The sequence below is a fragment of the Erwinia pyri genome (assembly GCF_030758455.1).
Taxonomy (GTDB): Bacteria; Pseudomonadota; Gammaproteobacteria; order Enterobacterales; family Enterobacteriaceae; genus Erwinia; species Erwinia pyri.
Map to the genome: position 1 here is coordinate 3,645,771 of NZ_CP132353.1, position 19,304 is coordinate 3,665,074.

14 protein-coding genes are annotated in these 19,304 nt (G+C 57.8%); 7 read left to right on the forward strand and 7 right to left on the reverse strand.

What is annotated here, in order from left to right; translation table 11 throughout:
• Window positions 1-34: 34 nt before the first annotated feature.
• Window positions 35-1,474 (reverse strand): H(+)/Cl(-) exchange transporter ClcA, encoded by a 1,440-nt coding sequence (clcA, locus tag Q3V30_RS17360; protein ID WP_306207846.1) that lies wholly within the window; start codon window positions 1,472-1,474, stop codon window positions 35-37.
• Between the two features lie 170 nt (window positions 1,475-1,644).
• On the opposite strand from clcA, the gene hemL reads away from it, so the two are divergent.
• Window positions 1,645-2,928 carry a glutamate-1-semialdehyde 2,1-aminomutase gene (gene hemL / locus Q3V30_RS17365; RefSeq protein ID WP_306207848.1) on the forward strand — a complete coding sequence of 428 codons (1,284 nt, stop codon included), beginning with the start codon at window positions 1,645-1,647 and terminating at the stop codon, window positions 2,926-2,928.
• 154 nt (window positions 2,929-3,082) lie between these two features.
• Here the strand turns inward: hemL and fhuB are convergent, their stop codons facing one another.
• The 6 genes from fhuB to hrpB all read right to left on the reverse strand — a co-directional run bounded on the left by fhuB (window position 3,083) and on the right by hrpB (window position 14,312).
• Window positions 3,083-5,062, reverse strand: coding sequence for a Fe(3+)-hydroxamate ABC transporter permease FhuB (fhuB, locus tag Q3V30_RS17370; RefSeq protein ID WP_306207850.1), 1,980 nt, complete (start codon window positions 5,060-5,062; stop codon window positions 3,083-3,085).
• Entirely contained in the window at window positions 5,059-5,940 is an 882-nt protein-coding gene (gene fhuD / locus Q3V30_RS17375; RefSeq protein ID WP_306207852.1) for a Fe(3+)-hydroxamate ABC transporter substrate-binding protein FhuD, read from the reverse strand. Before fhuD ends, fhuB begins: the two co-directional genes overlap by 4 nt.
• A 15-nt stretch (window positions 5,941-5,955) precedes the next feature.
• Entirely contained in the window at window positions 5,956-6,750 is a 795-nt protein-coding gene (fhuC, locus tag Q3V30_RS17380; RefSeq protein WP_306207854.1) for a Fe3+-hydroxamate ABC transporter ATP-binding protein FhuC, read from the reverse strand.
• 48 nt (window positions 6,751-6,798) lie between these two features.
• Window positions 6,799-8,994 (reverse strand): ferrichrome porin FhuA, encoded by a 2,196-nt coding sequence (fhuA, locus tag Q3V30_RS17385; RefSeq protein WP_306207857.1) that lies wholly within the window; start codon window positions 8,992-8,994, stop codon window positions 6,799-6,801.
• Between the two features lie 279 nt (window positions 8,995-9,273).
• Window positions 9,274-11,763: a bifunctional glycosyl transferase/transpeptidase gene (mrcB, locus tag Q3V30_RS17390; RefSeq protein WP_306207859.1), complete on the reverse strand. Its 2,490-nt coding sequence runs from the start codon at window positions 11,761-11,763 to the stop codon at window positions 9,274-9,276.
• A gap of 107 nt (window positions 11,764-11,870) precedes the next feature.
• Window positions 11,871-14,312, reverse strand: a complete 2,442-nt coding sequence (gene hrpB / locus Q3V30_RS17395; protein ID WP_306207861.1) for an ATP-dependent helicase HrpB — start codon at window positions 14,310-14,312, stop codon at window positions 11,871-11,873.
• 77 nt (window positions 14,313-14,389) lie between these two features.
• On the opposite strand from hrpB, the gene thpR reads away from it, so the two are divergent.
• The 6 genes from thpR (at window position 14,390) to folK (ending at window position 19,278) form a co-directional block, all read left to right on the forward strand.
• Window positions 14,390-14,929 (forward strand): RNA 2',3'-cyclic phosphodiesterase, encoded by a 540-nt coding sequence (gene thpR / locus Q3V30_RS17400; RefSeq protein ID WP_306207862.1) that lies wholly within the window; start codon window positions 14,390-14,392, stop codon window positions 14,927-14,929.
• A complete protein-coding gene (gene sfsA / locus Q3V30_RS17405) occupies window positions 14,926-15,630 on the forward strand; it encodes a DNA/RNA nuclease SfsA (protein WP_306207864.1) in 705 nt (234 codons plus the stop codon). The genes thpR and sfsA overlap by 4 nt, the downstream gene beginning before the upstream one ends.
• Window positions 15,631-15,811: 181 nt before the next feature.
• Window positions 15,812-16,267 carry an RNA polymerase-binding protein DksA gene (gene dksA / locus Q3V30_RS17410; RefSeq protein WP_034897431.1) on the forward strand — a complete coding sequence of 152 codons (456 nt, stop codon included), beginning with the start codon at window positions 15,812-15,814 and terminating at the stop codon, window positions 16,265-16,267.
• Window positions 16,268-16,320: 53 nt separating this feature from the next.
• The gene (gluQRS, locus tag Q3V30_RS17415; RefSeq protein ID WP_306213236.1) at window positions 16,321-17,208 is read left to right on the forward strand and encodes a tRNA glutamyl-Q(34) synthetase GluQRS; all 888 of its coding nucleotides are present in this window, start codon (window positions 16,321-16,323) and stop codon (window positions 17,206-17,208) included.
• A 181-nt stretch (window positions 17,209-17,389) separates the two neighbouring features.
• Entirely contained in the window at window positions 17,390-18,802 is a 1,413-nt protein-coding gene (pcnB, locus tag Q3V30_RS17420; protein WP_306213237.1) for a polynucleotide adenylyltransferase PcnB, read from the forward strand.
• Window positions 18,799-19,278 (forward strand): 2-amino-4-hydroxy-6-hydroxymethyldihydropteridine diphosphokinase, encoded by a 480-nt coding sequence (gene folK / locus Q3V30_RS17425; RefSeq protein ID WP_306207867.1) that lies wholly within the window; start codon window positions 18,799-18,801, stop codon window positions 19,276-19,278. Before pcnB ends, folK begins: the two co-directional genes overlap by 4 nt.
• Window positions 19,279-19,304: the final 26 nt, after the last annotated feature.

Sequence of the window (19,304 nt, forward strand, 5' to 3'; positions counted from 1 at the left end):
TCTGGCACCATTATCTTATATACCAGTATAGCAATCAAGTATCCGCCGTTTTCCCTTCCGGCTGCGTGGCACTCTGTGCTGCCACTTTCTCATCATCTTTTTGCTGCTGGCTGGCCAGCGTGCGCGCCAGCAGCGAGGAGTAGAGCGGCTGGCCGCCAAGAAACTGTGCCAGTAAGGTTGCGCCCAGGCAGGTGATAATCATCGGCAGAATAAGCTGATAATTGTCGGTCATTTCCAGCACCAGCACGATCCCGGTCAGCGGAGCTCTGACTGAAGCGGCAAAGAGCGCCCCCATGCCCGCAATGGCAAACGTTCCCGCTTGCAGGTGATAAGCTGGGAACAGCGAAGCGCTGGCCATACCGTAGGCGGTGCCCAGCAAGGTGCCCAGCGCCAGCATAGGCGCAAAAATCCCGCCCGGCGCACCGGAGCCAAAGCAGAGCAGCGTAGTGGCAACGCGGGTAATAAAAATAAACAGCAGCATCCCGACCGTGTAATTGCCCGCTGCCGCAATCGGGATCAGGTTAAAGCCGCCCCCTGCCGCTTCCGGCTCGATAACGCCCAGTACGCCACATACGCCGCCCAGCACGCCGCCAATAAGCAGAATTTTACGCAGATTACCGCCATGCAGTCGCTTAAACATATCCTGGGTACGGAAAATCAGCGCGTTAAACGCCACGCCAACCACGCCAAACAGCATCCCCAGCAGCAGATAGAGCCAGAGCGTATTGACCGGCGCAATAGCCAGTTTACCCACTTCAATTACCGCCCCTTCCCCGTTGAAGATGCGGAATACCACGCTGGACATGATCACGCCGATAAAGACGGCCTTAATGGAAATAACGCTGTAGCGGAACTGGAGCCGCATCTCTTCGATAATAAACAGGATGCCCGCCAGCGGCGCGTTAAAGGCGGCGGAGAGTCCGGCTGCGGCACCGGTCGCCAGCAGCGAGTGGCGCGCCTCGGTGCTTTTCATGCGGAAAATATCCAGCACCATCCGGCCGATATTGCCACCGAGTTGCACCGTCGGCCCTTCCCTTCCCAGCACCATGCCCGCGCCTAACGCGCCCATGCCGCCGATAAATTTAACCGGGATAACTCGCCACCAGCGCACGGGACGCAGCTCTTCCAGCGCCCCTTCGATTTCAGGAATGCCGGATCCGGACGCTTCCGGCGCAAACTGTCTGACAAGGTAATAGCCCACCATCGCCAGCAGCCCGGAGAGAATAAAGGCCAGCGGGAAAACCAGCACCCAGTGCTGCTCAACAGTCGCCAGCATAGTCAGGCGCTGCGTGCTGACGGCGTTGACGGCCTTCTCGAAAGCGACGCCAACAAGGCCAGCCAGCGTGCCGACGATGCCCGCCAGAATAAGGACCGCTACGGGCGTTTTATCTCCCCGGATCAGCAGGCGTAAAAAATCGCCCCGCCGCACCGGGACGCTGTTTAACTGCTCAGTAGATGACGTAGGTTCGTTCATATCCTGTTCATTTCTCGGTAAAGATAGGTCAATATCTTACCCTTCCCGCTGGCGAAGTCCCGGAAAAATTTCCACTCTGTGGTGGCAAAAGCGCGACTTGCCTTTTATCCCAGCCCCATGTTCCCTTAGAATGGCGAGGTTTTTCTAAATGCATTCTCAGGAGCGGAACCATGAGTAAGTCTGAAAATCTGTATGCCCAGGCGCAGCAGTTAATTCCCGGTGGCGTGAACTCGCCGGTGCGTGCGTTTAGCGGCGTTGGCGGCGTCCCGCTCTTTATTGAACGAGCCGACGGCGCTTACCTGTACGATGCCGACGGCAAAGAGTACACCGACTACGTAGGCTCCTGGGGGCCGATGGTACTGGGACATAACCACCCTGCCATCCGCAACGCAGTCATTGAAGCGGCTGAACGCGGCCTGAGCTTTGGCGCGCCGACGGAGATGGAAGTAAAAATGGCGCAGCTGGTCACCGAGCTGGTGCCCACCATGGATATGGTGCGCATGGTGAACTCCGGTACTGAAGCCACCATGAGCGCGATTCGCCTGGCGCGCGGCTACACGCATCGCGACAAAATCATCAAATTTGAAGGGTGCTATCACGGCCATGCGGACTGCCTGCTGGTGAAAGCGGGCTCCGGCGCCCTGACCCTCGGCCAGCCCAACTCGCCGGGTGTGCCAGCTGATTTCGCCAAACACACTCTGACCTGCACCTACAACGATCTCGATTCCGTGCGCGCGGCCTTTGAGCAATATCCGCATGAGATCGCCTGTATTATCGTCGAGCCGGTAGCCGGCAACATGAACTGCATCCCGCCGAACGATAACTTCCTGCCGGGCCTGCGCGCGCTGTGCGACGAGTTTGGCGCCCTGTTTATCATTGATGAAGTGATGACCGGCTTCCGTGTCGCGCTGGCTGGCGCACAGGCGCACTATGGCGTGAAGCCCGATCTCACCTGTCTGGGCAAAATCATCGGCGGCGGCATGCCGGTTGGCGCCTTTGGTGGACGTCGTGACGTGATGGCTGCGCTGGCGCCTACCGGGCCGGTTTATCAGGCTGGTACGCTTTCGGGTAACCCGATTGCGATGGCGGCAGGTTTTGCCTGCCTGAGCGAAATTGCCAAACCCGGTAGCCATGACAAACTTACCGCGCTGACCACGCAGCTGGCGGAAGGCCTGCTGGCGGCAGCGAAAGAGACCGGCATCCCGCTGGTAGTGAACCACGTGGGCGGTATGTTTGGCCTGTTCTTCACCTCAGCCGACAGCGTAACCTGCTACCAGGATGTCACTGAATGTGATGTGGAACGCTTTAAAAAGTTCTTCCATCTGATGCTGGCAGAGGGCGTTTATCTGGCGCCTTCCGCTTTCGAAGCGGGCTTTATGTCTCTGGCGCACAGCCAGCAGGATATTGAACGCACCGTAGAGGCGGCACGCCGCAGCTTTACAAAATTAGCCTGAGCCCTGGCGGCTGAACCGCCCCGCTCTGAGGTATAAAAAAACGCCTGACTCAGCAGTCAGGCGTTTTTTTTATGCGGTTATTACTCAGGCAAGCAACCTTCCCGCGATCTTCAACAACTTTGCCCCATGCTGTGCTCCCTTCCGGTTCAGCCTGTCAGACTTTACGCAGCAGATAAACAAAGTAGGGGGCACCGATAAACGTTGCCAGCAGCCCGGCCGGGATCTGGTTCGGGAAAGCGACAATCCTTCCGCACCAGTCCGCTATCGCCATCAGGATGCCGCCCATCACCGCTGCCATTACCAGCTGTGGCACAGCGCGACGGAAGCCCAGCATCCGCACAATGTGCGGCGCCATTAAGCCAATAAAGCTCAGCGGCCCAATGGTCAGCGTGGCGGCAGCCGTCAGCGCGGCGGCCAGTAGCAGCAGCGTAAAGCGTGAAGGTTTCAACGCCACCCCCAGCGAGCGCGCCGTCTCGCCTCCCAGCGGCAACAGGGTCAGCCAGCGGCGGCAAAGCGGTACCAGCGCCAGCAGCACCGCGGCCACCACCACCGTCCGCCATGCCTGCGCGGCATCGACGCCATAGGTTGAGCCAGAGATCCAGGTCATCAGGTTTGCCATTCGCGGATCGCCGCTGGCCAGCAGCATCAGCAGCAGGGTAGCGAAGGCGGTGCTGAGCGCCATGCCGGCTAACAGCATGCGTTCAGGGGAAAAGCCGCCGCGTCCGCCTGCCACCGTGATGATCAGCAGCGTCAGCGCCGCGCCCAGACTTCCGGCGGGCAGCAGCCAGCCGAAAGCATCCCCCGGCACCAGGAACAGCATGATCACCACGCCAAAAGCGGCACCGGAGCTGATACCCAGCACTTCCGGGCTTGCCATAGGATTTCCCGTCAGGCGCTGCACAATGCAGCCAGCCACACCCAGCATCATGCCGGTGGCAACGGCAGCCACCAGGCGCGGCATACGCCACGGCAGCAGCTGCTGCCAGAGATCGCCGGATACCCAGCTCCAGCCCTGGGCATCGCGTCCGAAGCTCAGCGCCACAGCACTGACAAGCAGCAGCACTACTGCACCCGCTGCCGCCCAGTACAGCACATGGTGACGTTCCACAGGAACACGATCGCCCTGATCCATCGCCGGTGGCACCGCCGCCGTCCGCAGGCGGGGCAGCAACCAGAGCAGCAGCGGCGCACCAATCAGCGCCGTTGCGGTACCGGTAGAGACCTCACGCCAGTTATCGGTCAGCCAGAGCACCACCTGATCCGCCAGCCAGAGCAGCAGCATGCCAATCAGCGGAGCCAGCAGCAGACGACTGAGCAGGCGTCGTGCGCCCAGCATCTTCGCCAGCAGCGGCGAAAACAAACCGATAAAGCCAATTATTCCCGCGGCGTTAACCAGCTGGGCGCTCAATATAATCGCCAGCGCCAGTACCGCGAGGCGCGCGGCAGAGAGCGCCAGACCGAGGTTTTTCGCTACGCCATCGTCCAGGCCCATTAACGCCATCTGACGCAGCAGCAGCAGAGAGATCGCAAATCCCACCAGCAGCTTCGGCCAGATAAAGCTGACGCTGTGCCAGTCCATCTGGTTCAGCGTGCCGGTACTCCAGAGAAACATGCTCTGCAGCCGTTCATGATTAAACAGCCCCAGGATCTGATTCACCGCCCCGCAGTACATCGACATCACCAGACCCGCAAGGATCAGCGTCACCGGGGAGAGACGTTTTCCCCAGGCGATGCCAAAAACAATAAGGCCCACCGCAATCGCGCCCGCCATCGCCGCAATCTGCTGGGTCACTAACCCGCCGGGCAGGCTCCAGAGCGTCACTACGGTGAGGCCAAGCTGCGCACCCGTAGCCACCCCCAGCGTGGCAGGCTCCGCCAGCGGATTGCGCAGCACCTGCTGGAACAGTAATCCCACCAGGCCAAGCCCGGCGCCCACCAGTAGCGAAAGGCTCAGCCGCGGCAGCAGGCTGTAATGAAACACCATCTGATCCACGCTTTGCGGATCGGCGGACCAGAGCGCGCTCCGCCACAGCGCAACGGGCAGATGCTGGCTGAAGTTGTAATAAGTCAGGCCAGCAGCAAAGAGTATCAGCACCGATAACAGCAGGGCCGGGAAACGTACAGTCGTTTTCATGTTGCCCCCAGCGCGTTATCCAGCACCCGGCAGAAGCGCATTGCCGAGAGCGTCCCGCCGTAGAACCAGACCTGAGGCACCAGGCGGAAACGGTTTTCCCGCACAAACGGCATCGACTGCCAGAGTGGCGCAGCAGCGATCTGCTGCATAATGGCATCATCGCCATGACCGAAACAGACAACTTCTGCTTCGCGGATAGCAGCCAGTCGCTCAATGCCTACCACGGTGCTTCCCCAGTAAGTGGTTTCGCCATGCCAGGCATTTTCAATGCCCAGCGCTTCCATCACTTCCAGAAACAGGCTCCCTTTGCCAAACACCATTGCATGTCGGGTATCCAGGAAGGAGATCAACAGCATGGGCCGCTGTACTCTGGCAGCCTGCCGGGCTTTGGCCTCGGCAATAAACGCGTCAAATTCAGCAAGGTGTTGCCGGGCCTGCTCAAGGCGACCGATTTTTTCAGCGAGCTGCAGCAGCGATTCGCGGGCAACGGTCAGCGGCTTACCGCTCTCATTGCTGAAGGCAAATCCCATGCCGGGTGCAATTTTCTCAAGGGTTTCAGGAGAAGGCCCATAGCCTGAGGAGTAGACGATCAGCGACGGTTTCATCTGGATCATCAGTTCGATATTGGGTTCGGTACGCAGCCCCACATCCACCGTCGAGGCGGGTAATGCTGGCTCCCCCACCCACAGCTGATAATTGTACAGCTCTGCGGCCCCCATCGGCGGCACGCCCAGCGCCATCAGCATCTCGGTGGGACGCCACTCCAGGCTGATAATACGTTTAAGATCCACCGGCTGCTCCGCCTGAGCACGCCAGGCAGGAACAAGAGGAGCGAGCGCCATCGCCATCAGCAGGCGGCGACGAAAATAATCTGGCATAAACAGACCCATCCGTCAGTAAACAAAACTCACCGGCGAACCGCCATTAGGGTGAGGCAGGATCCCCATAGGGATGCCGTAAATTTTATCCAGCACGCTGCTCTGCATAATCGCCGGAGCGTCGCCCTGTGCAATCATACCGCCGTGACGAAGCGCTATCAGGTGGTCACAGTAGCGAGCCGCCATGTTGATATCATGCAGCACCGCTATCACCGTCAGGCCGCGCTCGCGGCTCAGACGCTGGATCAACGCCAGCACCTCAACCTGATGCGCAATATCTAACGCCGAGGTTGGTTCATCCAGCAGCAGGCAGCGGCTGTTTTGCGCCACCAGCATCGCTATCCAGGCACGCTGGCGCTCGCCGCCGGAGAGACTGTCGACCAGACGTTGTGCAAACGGCTTGAGTCCCACCAGCGAGATCGCCTCCTCCACACGCTCACGATCTTCTGCGCCATAGCGGCCCAGCGCCCCATGCCAGGGATAGCGGCCCATCGACACCAGCTCACGCACCGTCATTCCTTCTGCCGCAGGCAGCTGCTGCGGCAGGTAGGCGACCTCACGGGCAAACGCTTTACCTGGCCACTCAGCAAGGGCTTTACCGTTCAGCAGCACCTGCCCTTTTGAAGCTGGCTGATGCCGCCCAAGTAGCTTGAGTAAGGTCGATTTTCCGGAGCCGTTATGGCCGATCAGCCCACAAACTTTTCCGGCGGGAAAAGTCAGCGACAGCGGTTGCAATAACGTCCGCCCAGGGACGGTAAAAGCAGCGTTATCCAGCGTGAAGGTTGTTTCTGTAGCATGCGGATGAGACATAGCGGTCTTCTGATTGGAGGGCGCAGCGAACCGCGCCCGATATAAAGATTAGAAACGGAAGGTTGCGGTACCGACCACCTGACGTTCTGCGCCCCAATAGCAGGCATAGTCACGATAGCAGCTCGCAACGTAATCGCGATCGAACAGATTGTTGACGTTCACCGCTAAAGAAGAACCCGGCAAACCAAAACGTCCGAGGTCATATTTGACCAGGGCGTTAACAGTGGTATAGCTGGCTACGTTGAAGTTTTGGTTGTTATTAGCGCCGGTGCTGTAAAGCCCTTTGCTCTCCCCAACGTAACGTACGCCAGCACCTACCGTCAGGCCAGACAACGCGGTTTCATTGAAGGTGTAATCTGTCCACAAAGAGGCCATGTTCTCAGGCACCTGAACCGGCGTTCTCCCTTTGAGCAGCGTATCGTGAGTATATTCAGCATCGGTGTAGGTATAAGAAGCCATAACGTTAACGTTGGCGTTAACCGCAGCTTTCGCTTCAAGCTCAACACCACGGGAGCGGATTTCTCCTCCCTGATTACTAAACTGCTGCTGCTGCGGATCGGCCGTCAGATTTTTGGTTTTCGTCAGCTGATAAACCGCACCGGTAATAACGATGGGACGATCTTTCGGTACATATTTCACCCCGGCTTCATACTGTTTGGCCCTTGAAGGATCAAACGGCTGCCCCTGGGCGTTGGTGCCGGAAGTAGGAATAAAGGATTCGCTGTAGCTGAAGTAAGGTGCAACGCCGTTATCAAAGACGTAATTCAGGCCACCGCGCCAGGTGAAAGCCTGATCGTGATTTTTCGTCAGGCTGTCGCCGTTACGGTTAAGGGCGGATGTCATCGCATAATCGTAACGGCCGCCCAGCGTCATTACCCAGCGATCCCACTCCAGCTGATCCTGCGCGTACAGGCCGGTCTGTTCCTGCTTGTTGAGATAGTGGTAAGGGAAGTTCAGCGCATAGCTGTCGTTACCATATTGCGGATTCAGTGCGCTCAGCGAAGCAGCGGAGCCAAAATAGCCGTCAATATCATTCCGGGTACGCTGATAATCCACGCCCAGCAATAACGTATGATCCACAGCACCGGTAGCAAATTTGGCCTGCACCTGATTATCGAGCGCAAACTGGTTTAGCGTCTCTTCAGAAAGCGCCACACCGCGGGTAATGGCGTTAGTGGTGGTATCAAAACCGTTACCGTAGATGCTGCGATAGTCGGTACGCAGGTCGGCATAACGTAAATTCTGACGCACGGTCCAGGTATCGTTGAAGCTGTGCGAGAAGTTATAGCCAATCATCTTGGTGTTGCGGGAGATTTTGTTGCTGGCTTCGCCTTCATCAAAATCGGTTGGCAACTTATGCTGATTACCATTGCCATCCGTGATAGGGACAACGGTGCCCTGACGAGGCAACCAGCCGTAATAACCCGTTTGAGGTTCGTTCTGGAAATAGGTCAACAGCGTAAAATTGGTATTCGCATCAGGCTGCCAGCTGAAGGAAGGCGCAACGGTGTAACGCTTCTCCTTCTGCATATCCTGCTGTGCATCCTGGCTGCGCGCCAGGCCGGTCAGCCGGTAGGAGTAAACGCCGTCATCATCAATGGCGCCACCAAAGTCAAAACCGGTTGAAAACAGGTTATCGGTGCCCATCCTGAACTGTACTTCACGCAGCGTTTCTGTTGTTGGACGCTTGCTGACCAGGGAAACGACACCGCCTGGGTTACTTTTGCCATAAAGCACGGAGACAGGACCGCGAAGCAGTTCAGCGCGCTCAAGGAAGTAGGGATCGATGGCAAACTCAGAGTAGTTATCTCCCTGAAGTTTAAGCCCGTCTAAATATTGATTGGTATTTGTCTCGCTGAAGCCACGAATAGACAGGGCATCAATGACGTCAGAGCTGCCGCGATTGCCTGTGAGAACACCCGGCGTATAGTCAAACGCGCCTTTTACGGTCGTGACCGCATGCAGATCCATCTCTTCTCTGGTCACCACAGACACGGACTGGGGGTTCTTCTCAATCGGCGTGTCGGTTTTGGTGCCCGTCGCGCTCTGCTTTGCAGCGATGGTCGGGGCGGGACCCCAGGCACTCTCCTGCGGCACGGCGCTCCCGGCGCTGGCATTCACGGTAATAGTCTCTTCGCCAGCAGCAAAAGCGGAGGAGGAGAGGCTCAGCGCAACAAGCACTGCCAGCCGACGTTTTGAGGTTTTCACTGGCAAAAGCAAAGGATTAAAAGACAAAGTAGCCATTTTGCATTTCTCTGGATGAGATTAACGGAATGTAAACGTAAACGAGAATTATTATTATAACGATTGGATAATATGCGAATTAACGGCGCTACTGCAAGCAGAAATCCCTTGCCAGCAGGCCAAATGCCGCAGGAATAACCCGATGTAAAATGTGGGAAATAACGGGGTAACTGTGAGGTTAAGCTGAAACGTACAAATGTGAGGTTTTCGTAACGGCTGTGCAGAGTAGCGGGCAAAAAAAACCGGCTCACCAGGAGCCGGCTTGTTCAGGTGGGGAAATTACTTGCCGAACATATCCTTGATCCAGCCCGCCACACCGTCGCTGTCTTTCTGCTCGTCCTGCTGCTGCTGTTGCTGCTGAACCTGCTGTTGCTGCTGCTGGCAGAGTGCGTTGGCATCAGTGGTCCAGACCGGCAGAGTGCGCCAGGCGCTGCTGCCCGTACCACAAACGAAGTTACCCGCTGAGTCCACGGTCATCGGCGCAATATCCTCCGGCGGCGTTGGGTTCAGCGGCATGGGTGCCTGATTATCCAGATAGCGACGGTAAATCTGCATCGCCCCGCTTGCTCCGTAGAGTTTGGTCGGCTGGTTGTTGTCACGGCCTACCCAGGTGATAGCCACTTCTTTGCCATCCACGCCGGCAAACCAGCTGTCAACCAGGTTGTTGGTGGTACCGGTTTTGCCTGCCAGATGCGCCTTAGGATAGCGGGCACCTAACGCGCGCGCCGTACCGTGATCGGCGACCTGCTGCATGGTATAGAGCGTCAGATAGGCTGCCTGAGCCGGAACGGCGCGTTCAGCCTGAGGGAAGCTCTGATAGAGCACCGTGCCATCTTCAGCAATCACTGAACGCAGCGCCGAGAGTGGCGCCCGGTTACCGCCGCTGGCAATGGTCTGGAACGCCTGAGCCACTTCAATCGGCGTCAGGTTCAGCGCCCCCAGCAGCATGGCGGGTACCGCCTGCAGCTGATCTTTGTTCACGCCCAGTTTGGTCCAGGTATCCACCACCTGTGGCAGACCCAGCGTCATCCCGAGGTTAACGGTTGGCACGTTCATGGAGTTGGTTAACGCATCCACCAGCATTACCTGCCCGCTGAAGCGCTTGTCATCGTTCTGCGGTTTCCAGATCGAGCCGTTAGGCTGTTTCAGCGCAATCGGGTTATCGGCAATCCAGCTGTTCAGACGATACTTGTCCGGCTGGCTGAGTGCTGTCAGATAGGTCGCTGGTTTAGCCAGAGAACCAATAGAGCGGCGAGCCTGCAGCGCACGGTTATAGCCCGCAAACTGCGGATCGGCTCCGCCTACCATCGCGCGCACTTCACCGCTGAAGCGGTCAACCACCACCATCGCTGTTTCCAGGTCTTTCAGCCCACGCTGCTTACGCAGCGTCGGGATACCATCCTCTACCGACTTCTCGGCAGCATCCTGGGAAACCGGATCCATCGTGGTGAAGATTTTCACGCCGGAGAGATCTTTTACCTTGTCGCCAAGCTTAGCCTGCAGTTCGTTACGTACCATCTGCATAAAGGCTGGCTGCGGGGTGATCACCCCACCCTTCGGCTGTACCCCCAGCGGCCGTGCACTGAGCATGTCGTACAGCTCCTGGTCGATCACTTTCTGCTGTTGCAGCAGGCGCAGCACCAGATTGCGGCGCTCCAGCGCCAGTTGCGGGTTACGCCACGGGTTATAGAGCGAGGCCCCTTTCACCATTCCTACCAACAGCGCCTGCTGATCGAGGCTCAGCTCATCAACCGGACGACCGAAGTAGTAGAGGCTCGCCAGCGGGAAGCCACGGATCTGATCGTTACCCGCCTGACCGAGATAGACTTCGTTCAGGTAGAGTTCAAGGATGCGGTCCTTGCTGTAACGTGCATCCATGATCAGCGCCATGTACGCTTCGTTGGCTTTACGCCACAGCGAACGTTTGTTGGTCAGGAAGAGGTTTTTCACCAGCTGCTGCGTTAAGGTACTGCCGCCCTGCACCGCTCTTCCGGCGGTAATGTTTGCCAGGAACGCGCGACCAATCGAGTAGAGGCTGATGCCATCATGCTGATAGAAGTGACGATCTTCCGTAGCAACCAGCGTATCCACCAGCAGATCGGGGAAGCCAGCACGCGGCACAAACAGACGCTGCTCGCCGTTTGGCGACTGCAGCATGGTGATCAGTCGCGGATCGAGACGGAAGAAGCCGAAATCACGGCCGCTGTCGAGGTTTTTGATCTCGCTCAGGGTGTCGCCGCTGAAGCTGAGCTGCGCGCGGATCTGCCCTTCTTTACTGTCCGGGAAATCAAACGGACGACGGATCATCTCAATGCTGTTGGCCTGCACGGTGAATTCGCCGGGACGAGTCATCTTGGTGACCTGGCGATACTGCGTGCCTTCCAGCAGAGCGATCATCTCTTTCTTGTTGTAGGACATGCCCGGCTCAAGATTGACCATGCGGCCATAGACCGTGGCCGGAAGCTGCCAGACTTTGCCATCAATGCGGCTGCGAATTTGTGAGTCGAGGTAAACCCCGTACACGGCCATCAGCACGATAAAGACCAGCAGCAGCTTAATCAGCAAGCTCAGCCAGCCTCTTTTCTTACCCGATGGTCGCCCTTTTCCTTTACGTGGCACCGGTTTTACCTCCTCGTTATCGTTGTCATCATCCTGAAAATCATCAAAATCATCGTGCTCCTCGTCCCTGCGGCGACCTCGGCCCGCCACTTTGCGCGGGGGTTTGGGCTGTTTTCCTTTGCGCCCAATAGGTTCGCGATCGTCAGACATGCGTTTTCATTCTCCAGGAACTGCCGTCGGCAGGGCCGACTACTTTGTTCTTCGTCAGTTGGCTTCGGAACGGGAACCTTCCGAAACAGGAACTCCGGCGTCTTCGTTCAGGAAGGCGCAGAAAACTTTTTAGTGCGCCGCGTGGGCAGCGCGGTGGCCGGATCGTCCGGCCAGGCGTGTTTGGGGTAGCGGCCTTTCATCTCTTTCTGCACCTCACGGTATGCGCCCTGCCAGAACCCGGCTAAATCGCGGGTAATCTGCAATGGTCGCTGCGCGGGTGAGAGCAGCTCAAGCACCAGCGGTACACGCCCATTGGCTACCAAAGGGGTTTGCGCTTCGCCAAACATCTCCTGCAGGCGAACGGCCAGCGCCGGGGGCTTCTCTTCGTCATAGCGAATGGGAAGCCGGCTTCCGGTCGGCACAGTGTAATGAGTTGGCAGACGACTATCCAGTTGCTGGCGCTGTGACCATGTGAGCAATTGTAATAAAGCGCCGAAGGCATCAAGCTGTTTCAGCCCCCTGGCATCACGCACGCCGCGCATCGCAGGCAGCAGCCACTGCTCCAGCGAGTCCAGCAGATCCGCCTCGCTGGCCGCTGGCCAGTTCTCTTCCGGCAGCCACTGGCGAGCACACACCAGACGGATACGCAGCTGTTCCGCCTGCGGGCTCCAGTTGAGTACCGAAAGACCTTTGCTGCGGATCCAGCGAAGCATGGCCGGATGCAGCTCCTCCTCATCCGGTTTATTCAGCGGCTGCGATTTTATCACCAGCTCGCCAATCTGCTCGCGCCTCCAGGCACGCAGCGTGCCCCTCTCATCATCCCACTCCACTTCCGTTCGCTGTTTCAGCAGCTGAGGAGAGTGGCGGGTCAGCGCCTCTATTTCTGTCGGCAGGGCCTGAAGAATGCGGGCATCAGGCTGCGTGCTGCTCTGTAAAAGCTGCGGCACTATCAGCCATTCATAGCGGGTTAATGCTTCGTCGGTATCGAGCATCGCGCCCATGCCGTTAGCCAGCTGGTAGCGCCCTTGCGTGCCGCGCCGCCGCGCGATCCGGTCCGGAAACGCGCCCGCTAACAGGGGAGCAATAAGGTCGTTGTCCGGCGTGCCACCCTCGCTCTTGAGGCGCCGTTGCAGCTGCCTGGCCCGCTGCTGCCAGTTGGGCTGGCGGCGATGAAAACTGTCACGGAGATCGGCGCTGCCCCGCGCCGGCTCTTCCAGCATCGCGACCAGAAGCGAGGCAGTAGCCACGCTGTCCGCCTCTTTTCCGGCATCAATCAGCATCGCGGCGAAACGGGGTTCGCTGCCCAGCGTGGCCATGCTTCGCCCTTTGGTGGTCAGCATCCCGGCTTTATCCGTGGCGCCAAGCTGGTGCAGCAGCGCTCTTGCCTGGTGAAGATTGTGCTCTGGCGGCGTATCAAGCCACTGGAGCTGGCTGACGTCATGACAGCCCCATTGCAGCAGATCCAGCCAGAGTGAGGCCAAATCACTGTGCAGGATCTCTGGTTCCGCATGGGAAGCGGCACGTTCAGCCTGATCCTTCGCGGTAAGATGCAGGCAAATTCCCGGCTCCAGTCGCCCTGCTCGTCCGGCCCGCTGCGTCATGGAAGCCTGGCTGATGCGCTGCGTCTGCAGGCGGGTCAATCCGGTGCGGGTATCAAACACGCCGGTTCTTTCCAGAGTACTGTCGACAACCAAGCGGATGCCTTCAATCGTCAGGCTGGTTTCCGCAATATTGGTTGCCAGCACCACCTTACGCCGACCTGACGCGGCCGGAAGAATCGCTTTGCGCTGTTCGCTGAGCGACAGCGCGCCATATAAAGGCGTGAGATCAACATCGCTGCCCACCAGGGAGGAGAGATGCGTCTGTACACGCTGAATTTCCCCGACGCCCGGCAGAAACAGCAGCAGGGATCCGCTCTCTTCCCGCAGCAGTTGACTGACCTGGCGCGCCACGGCTTCATCAAAGCGATAATTGGCTGCCAGTGAGGCGTAACGGCGCTCAACGGGCCAGGCGCGGCCTTCGGAAGCGATCGCTGGCGCATCGGGCAGCAGAGTCTGCAACCGCTGATTATCCAGCGTTGCGGACATCAGCAAAATTTTCAAATCGTCACGCAGCCCCTGCTGAACATCCAGCAGCAGCGCCAGCGCCAGATCCGCCTGCAGGCTGCGCTCGTGAAATTCATCCAGGATCACCAGCGACACCCCTTCCAGCATCGGATCCTGCTGAAGCATGCGGGTGAGGATCCCCTCGGTCACCACTTCAAGACGCGTAGCGCTGCCCACCCGGCTCTCCGAGCGCATGCGGTATCCCACGGTTTCACCCGGCTGCTCGCCCAGTATCTCCGCTAATCGCTGGGCGACATTACGCGCCGCCAGGCGGCGCGGCTCCAGCAACAGGATGCGACCAGTGAAGTCCGCCTGTTGCAGGATTTGCAGCGGCAGCCAGGTTGATTTCCCCGCACCGGTCGGGGCCGCCAGCAGCACCTGCGAAGAAGATTGCAGCGCCGCCAGCAGATCGGGTAGCACCACGCTGACCGGTAATGAACTCACGTATTTGCTCCAGAACGTCATGGTCTAAATTTGCCGGGCATTGTAGCATTCCTGTTTCTGGAAAACCGGAGAGCACCATGAGTGAGCAAAAAAGGCTGTTTTTCGGCATCACTCTGCCCGAAGAGAGCCGACAGAGCTTAATCAGATGGCGGGCCGAAACGTTTCCCGCCGAAGCGGGCCGCCCGGTGGCCGCCGATAATCTGCATCTGACGCTGGCGTTTCTGGGCGAGATAAGCGAGGAGAAGGCGCACGCGCTAAAGCAGCTCGCGGGCCGCATCCGTCAGCCCGCCTTTACGCTGACGCTGGATGATGCCGGGCACTGGGCCCGCTCTGGCGTAGTCTGGCTGGGGCCAAAACAATCGCCCCGCGGGCTGCTGCAGCTGGCAGAGCTGCTGCGTTCTCAAGCCGCCCGCAGCGGCTGTTATCAAACTCCGCTGCCCTTTCATCCCCATGTCACATTACTGCGCAACGCTACGCAGCCAGTCTCGCTACCGCCGCGTAATTTTAGCTGGCGGTTTCGCGTCGAACGGTTTGCGCTGTTTGAGTCCCGCTATGCTCAGGGCAAAACGCGTTATAAGCCGCTCGCTGAGTGGGAACTTTCACAGGAAGTGCTATGATTTTTACCCCTGCGTTGCGTCCGGCTACGCTGATTAAACGTTACAAACGTTTCCTGGCCGATGTCATTACGCCAGAAGGCGAAATGTTTACCCTGCACTGCGCGAATACGGGAGCAATGACCGGCTGTGCCACGCCAGGCGACACCGTGTGGTACTCCACATCGGCGAGCCTGACGAGGAAATATCCCCACAGCTGGGAGCTGACGGAAACGCAAACGGGTGACTGGATTTGTGTGAATACCTTACGCGCCAACAGCTTAGTAAAAGAGGCGTTGACGCTGGGGACAATTCCAGAATTTTCCGGTTACGACAGCGTGCGGGCTGAAGTGAAATACGGCGCAGAAAAAAGCCGCATCGACTTTCTGTTACAGGCAAGTGACCGGGTAAACTGCTATATTGAAGTCAAATCCGTGACGCTGTTACAGCAAGGTATTGGGTATTTTCCGGATGCGGTTACCGTTCGTGGCCAAAAGCACCTTCGTGAACTGGCGAAGATTGCTGAAAATGGCGAACGTGCGGTTCTGTTTTTTGCCGTTCTGCACACGGGGATTGAGGACGTTTCCCCGGCGCGTCATATTGACGCACGCTACGCAGAACTACTGGCACAGGCTCGGCAGAGCGGGGTTGAAGTGCTTTGTTATAAAGCCCAATTATCACCAGACGGCATGACGCTGAAAAAGCCGTTAGTTGTGAAGTTGTAAATTCAGGCGCAATTTGCTGTTATAGCATTGCTCATAACGGGCGCCTGAATACGCTTTTCCTCACAGGCTTGTCAAGGCATGTTCAGGAATAATTGCCAACCTTGATCGCTTCTGCTATTTATAGCGACCTGTTTTTATCCCCGATGGGGATCGATAGTGCGTGTTATCCAGGAGAAACAACATGCAAGAAGGGCAAACCCGTAAAACCTCGTCCCTGAGTATTCTCGCCATCGCTGGGGTGGAGCCATACCAAGAGAAGCCGGGCGAAGAGTACATGAATAAAGCCCAGTTGGAGCATTTCAAGAAGATCCTTGAAGCCTGGCGCAACCAGCTTCGGGATGAAGTTGATCGCACGGTGAGTCATATGCAGGATGAAGCCGCCAACTTCCCCGATCCGGTTGACCGCGCTGCACAGGAAGAGGAATTTAGCCTTGAACTGCGTAACCGTGACCGCGAGCGCAAACTGATCAAAAAGATCGAGAAGACGCTGAAGAAAGTGGAAGACGACGATTTTGGCTACTGCGATTCCTGCGGTGTTGAAATCGGTATCCGTCGCCTTGAAGCACGTCCTACCGCCGATCTTTGCATCGACTGTAAAACGCTGGCGGAAATCCGCGAAAAACAAATGGCCGGTTAATGGCTACTGGATTGTGCAGTGAAGCACCTGCTTCACTGCCGGTCTCTTCCTCTATGTTTTCTTCCTATATCGGGCGTTTTGCCCCCTCTCCTTCTGGCGAACTGCATTTTGGCTCCCTGATTGCCGCGCTTGGCAGTTATCTGCAGGCTCGTGCTCAGCATGGGCAGTGGCGCGTGCGCATTGAGGATATCGACCCGCCGCGTGAAGTGGCTGGGGCAGCCAGCCGCATTCTTGCGCAGCTTGAACAGCATGGGCTGACCTGGGATGGCGACGTTCTCTGGCAGTCGAGCCGTCATCAGGCCTATCGCGAAGCATTAAACTGGCTTTCCCGGCAGCAGCGCAGCTATTACTGCACCTGTACGCGTAGCCGCATCCAGCAGATTGGCGGCATTTACGATGGCCACTGTCGGGATCTCAACGCTGGCCCGGAAAATGCAGCGTTACGGTTGCGGGTAGATCATCCGGTAAGCGAATTTCAGGATAAGCTCAGAGGCACTATTCAGGCGGATGCTGGCCTTGCGAGGGAAGATTTCATTATTCATCGCCGCGACGGCCTGTTTGCCTATAACCTGGCGGTGGTAGTGGATGACCATTTCCAGGGCGTCACCGAAGTGGTCAGGGGAGCCGATTTGATCGATCCCACGGTGAGGCAAATTGCGCTCTGTCATGCGTTCGGCTGGACGGCTCCCGATTACCTGCATCTGCCGCTGGCTATCGGTGCGGATGGCCAAAAATTGTCAAAACAGAACCATGCCAGCCCCCTGCCGTCGGGTGATGCCCGCCCTGCTATTGTGCAGGCGCTGCGTTTTCTGCGGCAGCCGGTCAGCGAGGGTTGGCAAGATTTGCCGCTGGCAGAAATCTTGCAGCAGGCGATAACCCACTGGAAGGTAACAGCGATACCGGCAGAGAATGCGCTGTACACGAAAGCGGAAACCCAATAGGTTTACGCTATTACTCATCTTCGCCCGTGGCTGATTTATCGGCTTTCGGGCGGCGTCAGCCCCTTTCCTGCCTGAAAGATGACGCGGATGAGAGATGAAGATTCTCAAATTGGCTTCTCTGAGCTATGATTAGCCGCTGTTTTTTTAACGTTAAGCGTAAATGTCACTATCGAGGTGTCCCATTTTTACCCGAGTTGCTAATTTTTGCCGAAAAGTTCTGAGTCGTGAAGACGAAGCGCCCGCCGAGGTCGGTGAAGTGCATCAGATGACCGTTGTCCCTCGCGATCGTCATACTATCTCGCGTAAAGACATCAGTGAAAATGCCCTTAAGGTGCTCTATCGCCTGAATAAAGCGGGTTATGAAGCCTATCTGGTAGGCGGCGGCGTTCGCGACTTATTGCTGGGTAAAAAGCCGAAAGACTTCGATGTGACCACCAACGCCACGCCGGAGCAGATGCGTAAACTGTTCCGTAACTGCCGCCTGGTTGGCCGCCGTTTTCGCCTGGCACACGTGATGTTTGGCCCGGAAATTATTGAGGTCGCCACCTTCCGTGGCCATCACGAAGCTGAACAGGTGGTGGAAGATCGCAACAGTTCGCAGCGCGGCCAGAACGGCATGCTGCTGCGCGACAATATTTTTGGCACCATCGAAGACGATGCGCAGCGCCGCGATCTCACCATTAACAGCCTCTACTACAGCGTCTCCGACTTCTCGGTGCGCGACTACGTTGGCGGCCTGAACGATCTCCAGCAGGGCATCGTGCGCCTGATTGGCGACCCGGAAACCCGCTACCGTGAAGATCCGGTGCGCATGCTGCGCGTGATCCGCTTCGCCGCCAAGCTGGATATGTCTGTCGCTGCCGAAACGGCAGAGCCCATTCCACGTCTGGCCACGCTGCTGCATGACATTCCTCCTGCGCGTCTGTTTGAAGAGACGCTGAAGCTGCTGCAGGCTGGCTACGGTTACAGCACCTATCTGCAGCTGCGTGAATATCAGCTGTTCCAGCCTCTGTTCCCGACTATTACCCGTTACTTTACGGAGAAGGGTGACAGCAACATGGAGCGGATGATTGTGCAGGTGCTGAAAAACACCGATCACCGTATTCATAACCAAATGCGCGTTAATCCCGCCTTCCTGTTCTCCGCCATGTTCTGGTATCCGCAGCTGGAAGCGGCGCAGAAAATTGCTCAGGAGAGTGGGCTTGCCTATTACGACGCCTTTGCGCTGGCGATGAATGATGTGCTGGATGAAGCCTGTCGCTCGCTGGCCATTCCTAAACGCATCACCACGCTGGTGCGTGATATCTGGCAGCTGCAGCTTCGTCTCTCCCGTCGCCATGGCAAACGCGCCTGGAAACTGATGGAACATCCAAAGTTCCGTGCCGCTTATGACCTGCTGGCACTGCGTGCAGAAGTGGAAAACAACCATGAGCTGCAGCGTCTTACCACCTGGTGGAGCGAATTCCAGGTCTCGGCTCCGCCACAGCAGAAAACGATGCTGAATACGCTGGGGGACGATCCGGTTCCACGCCGTCGTACCCGCAGACCCCGTAAGCGCGTTCCCGGCCCACGCGGCAGCAACAGCAACGTATGACCCGCGTTTATCTCGCCCTGGGCAGCAATCTTGCTGACCCGCTGCATCAGGTGCAGGCCGCACTTGATGCACTGGCGGCGATCCCTGAGACCACGCTGGTGGTCTCTTCTGCTTTTTACCGCACGCCGCCTTATGGCCCGCCCGATCAGCCCGACTACCTTAATGCTGCCGTAGCGCTTGATACCGCCTTACTGCCTGAAGAGCTGCTGGATCAGACGCAGCGTATAGAGCAGGAACAGGGACGCGTAAGGAAAGAGGAGCGTTGGGGGCCGCGCACGCTGGATCTCGATATCATGCTGTTTGGCGACCAGACGCTGGCTACGCCGCGCCTCACCGTGCCCCATTACGATCTCGCTAATCGTGCTTTTATGCTGGTGCCCCTGCTGGAAATTGCGCCAGAGATCGCCTTACCTGACGGCGTAAAAGCCGCTGAGCTTCTCTCTAAGCTGGATGCAAGCGCCATACAGCGCTGGTAGTGCAAACCCCTTCCCCTTCCATTAAG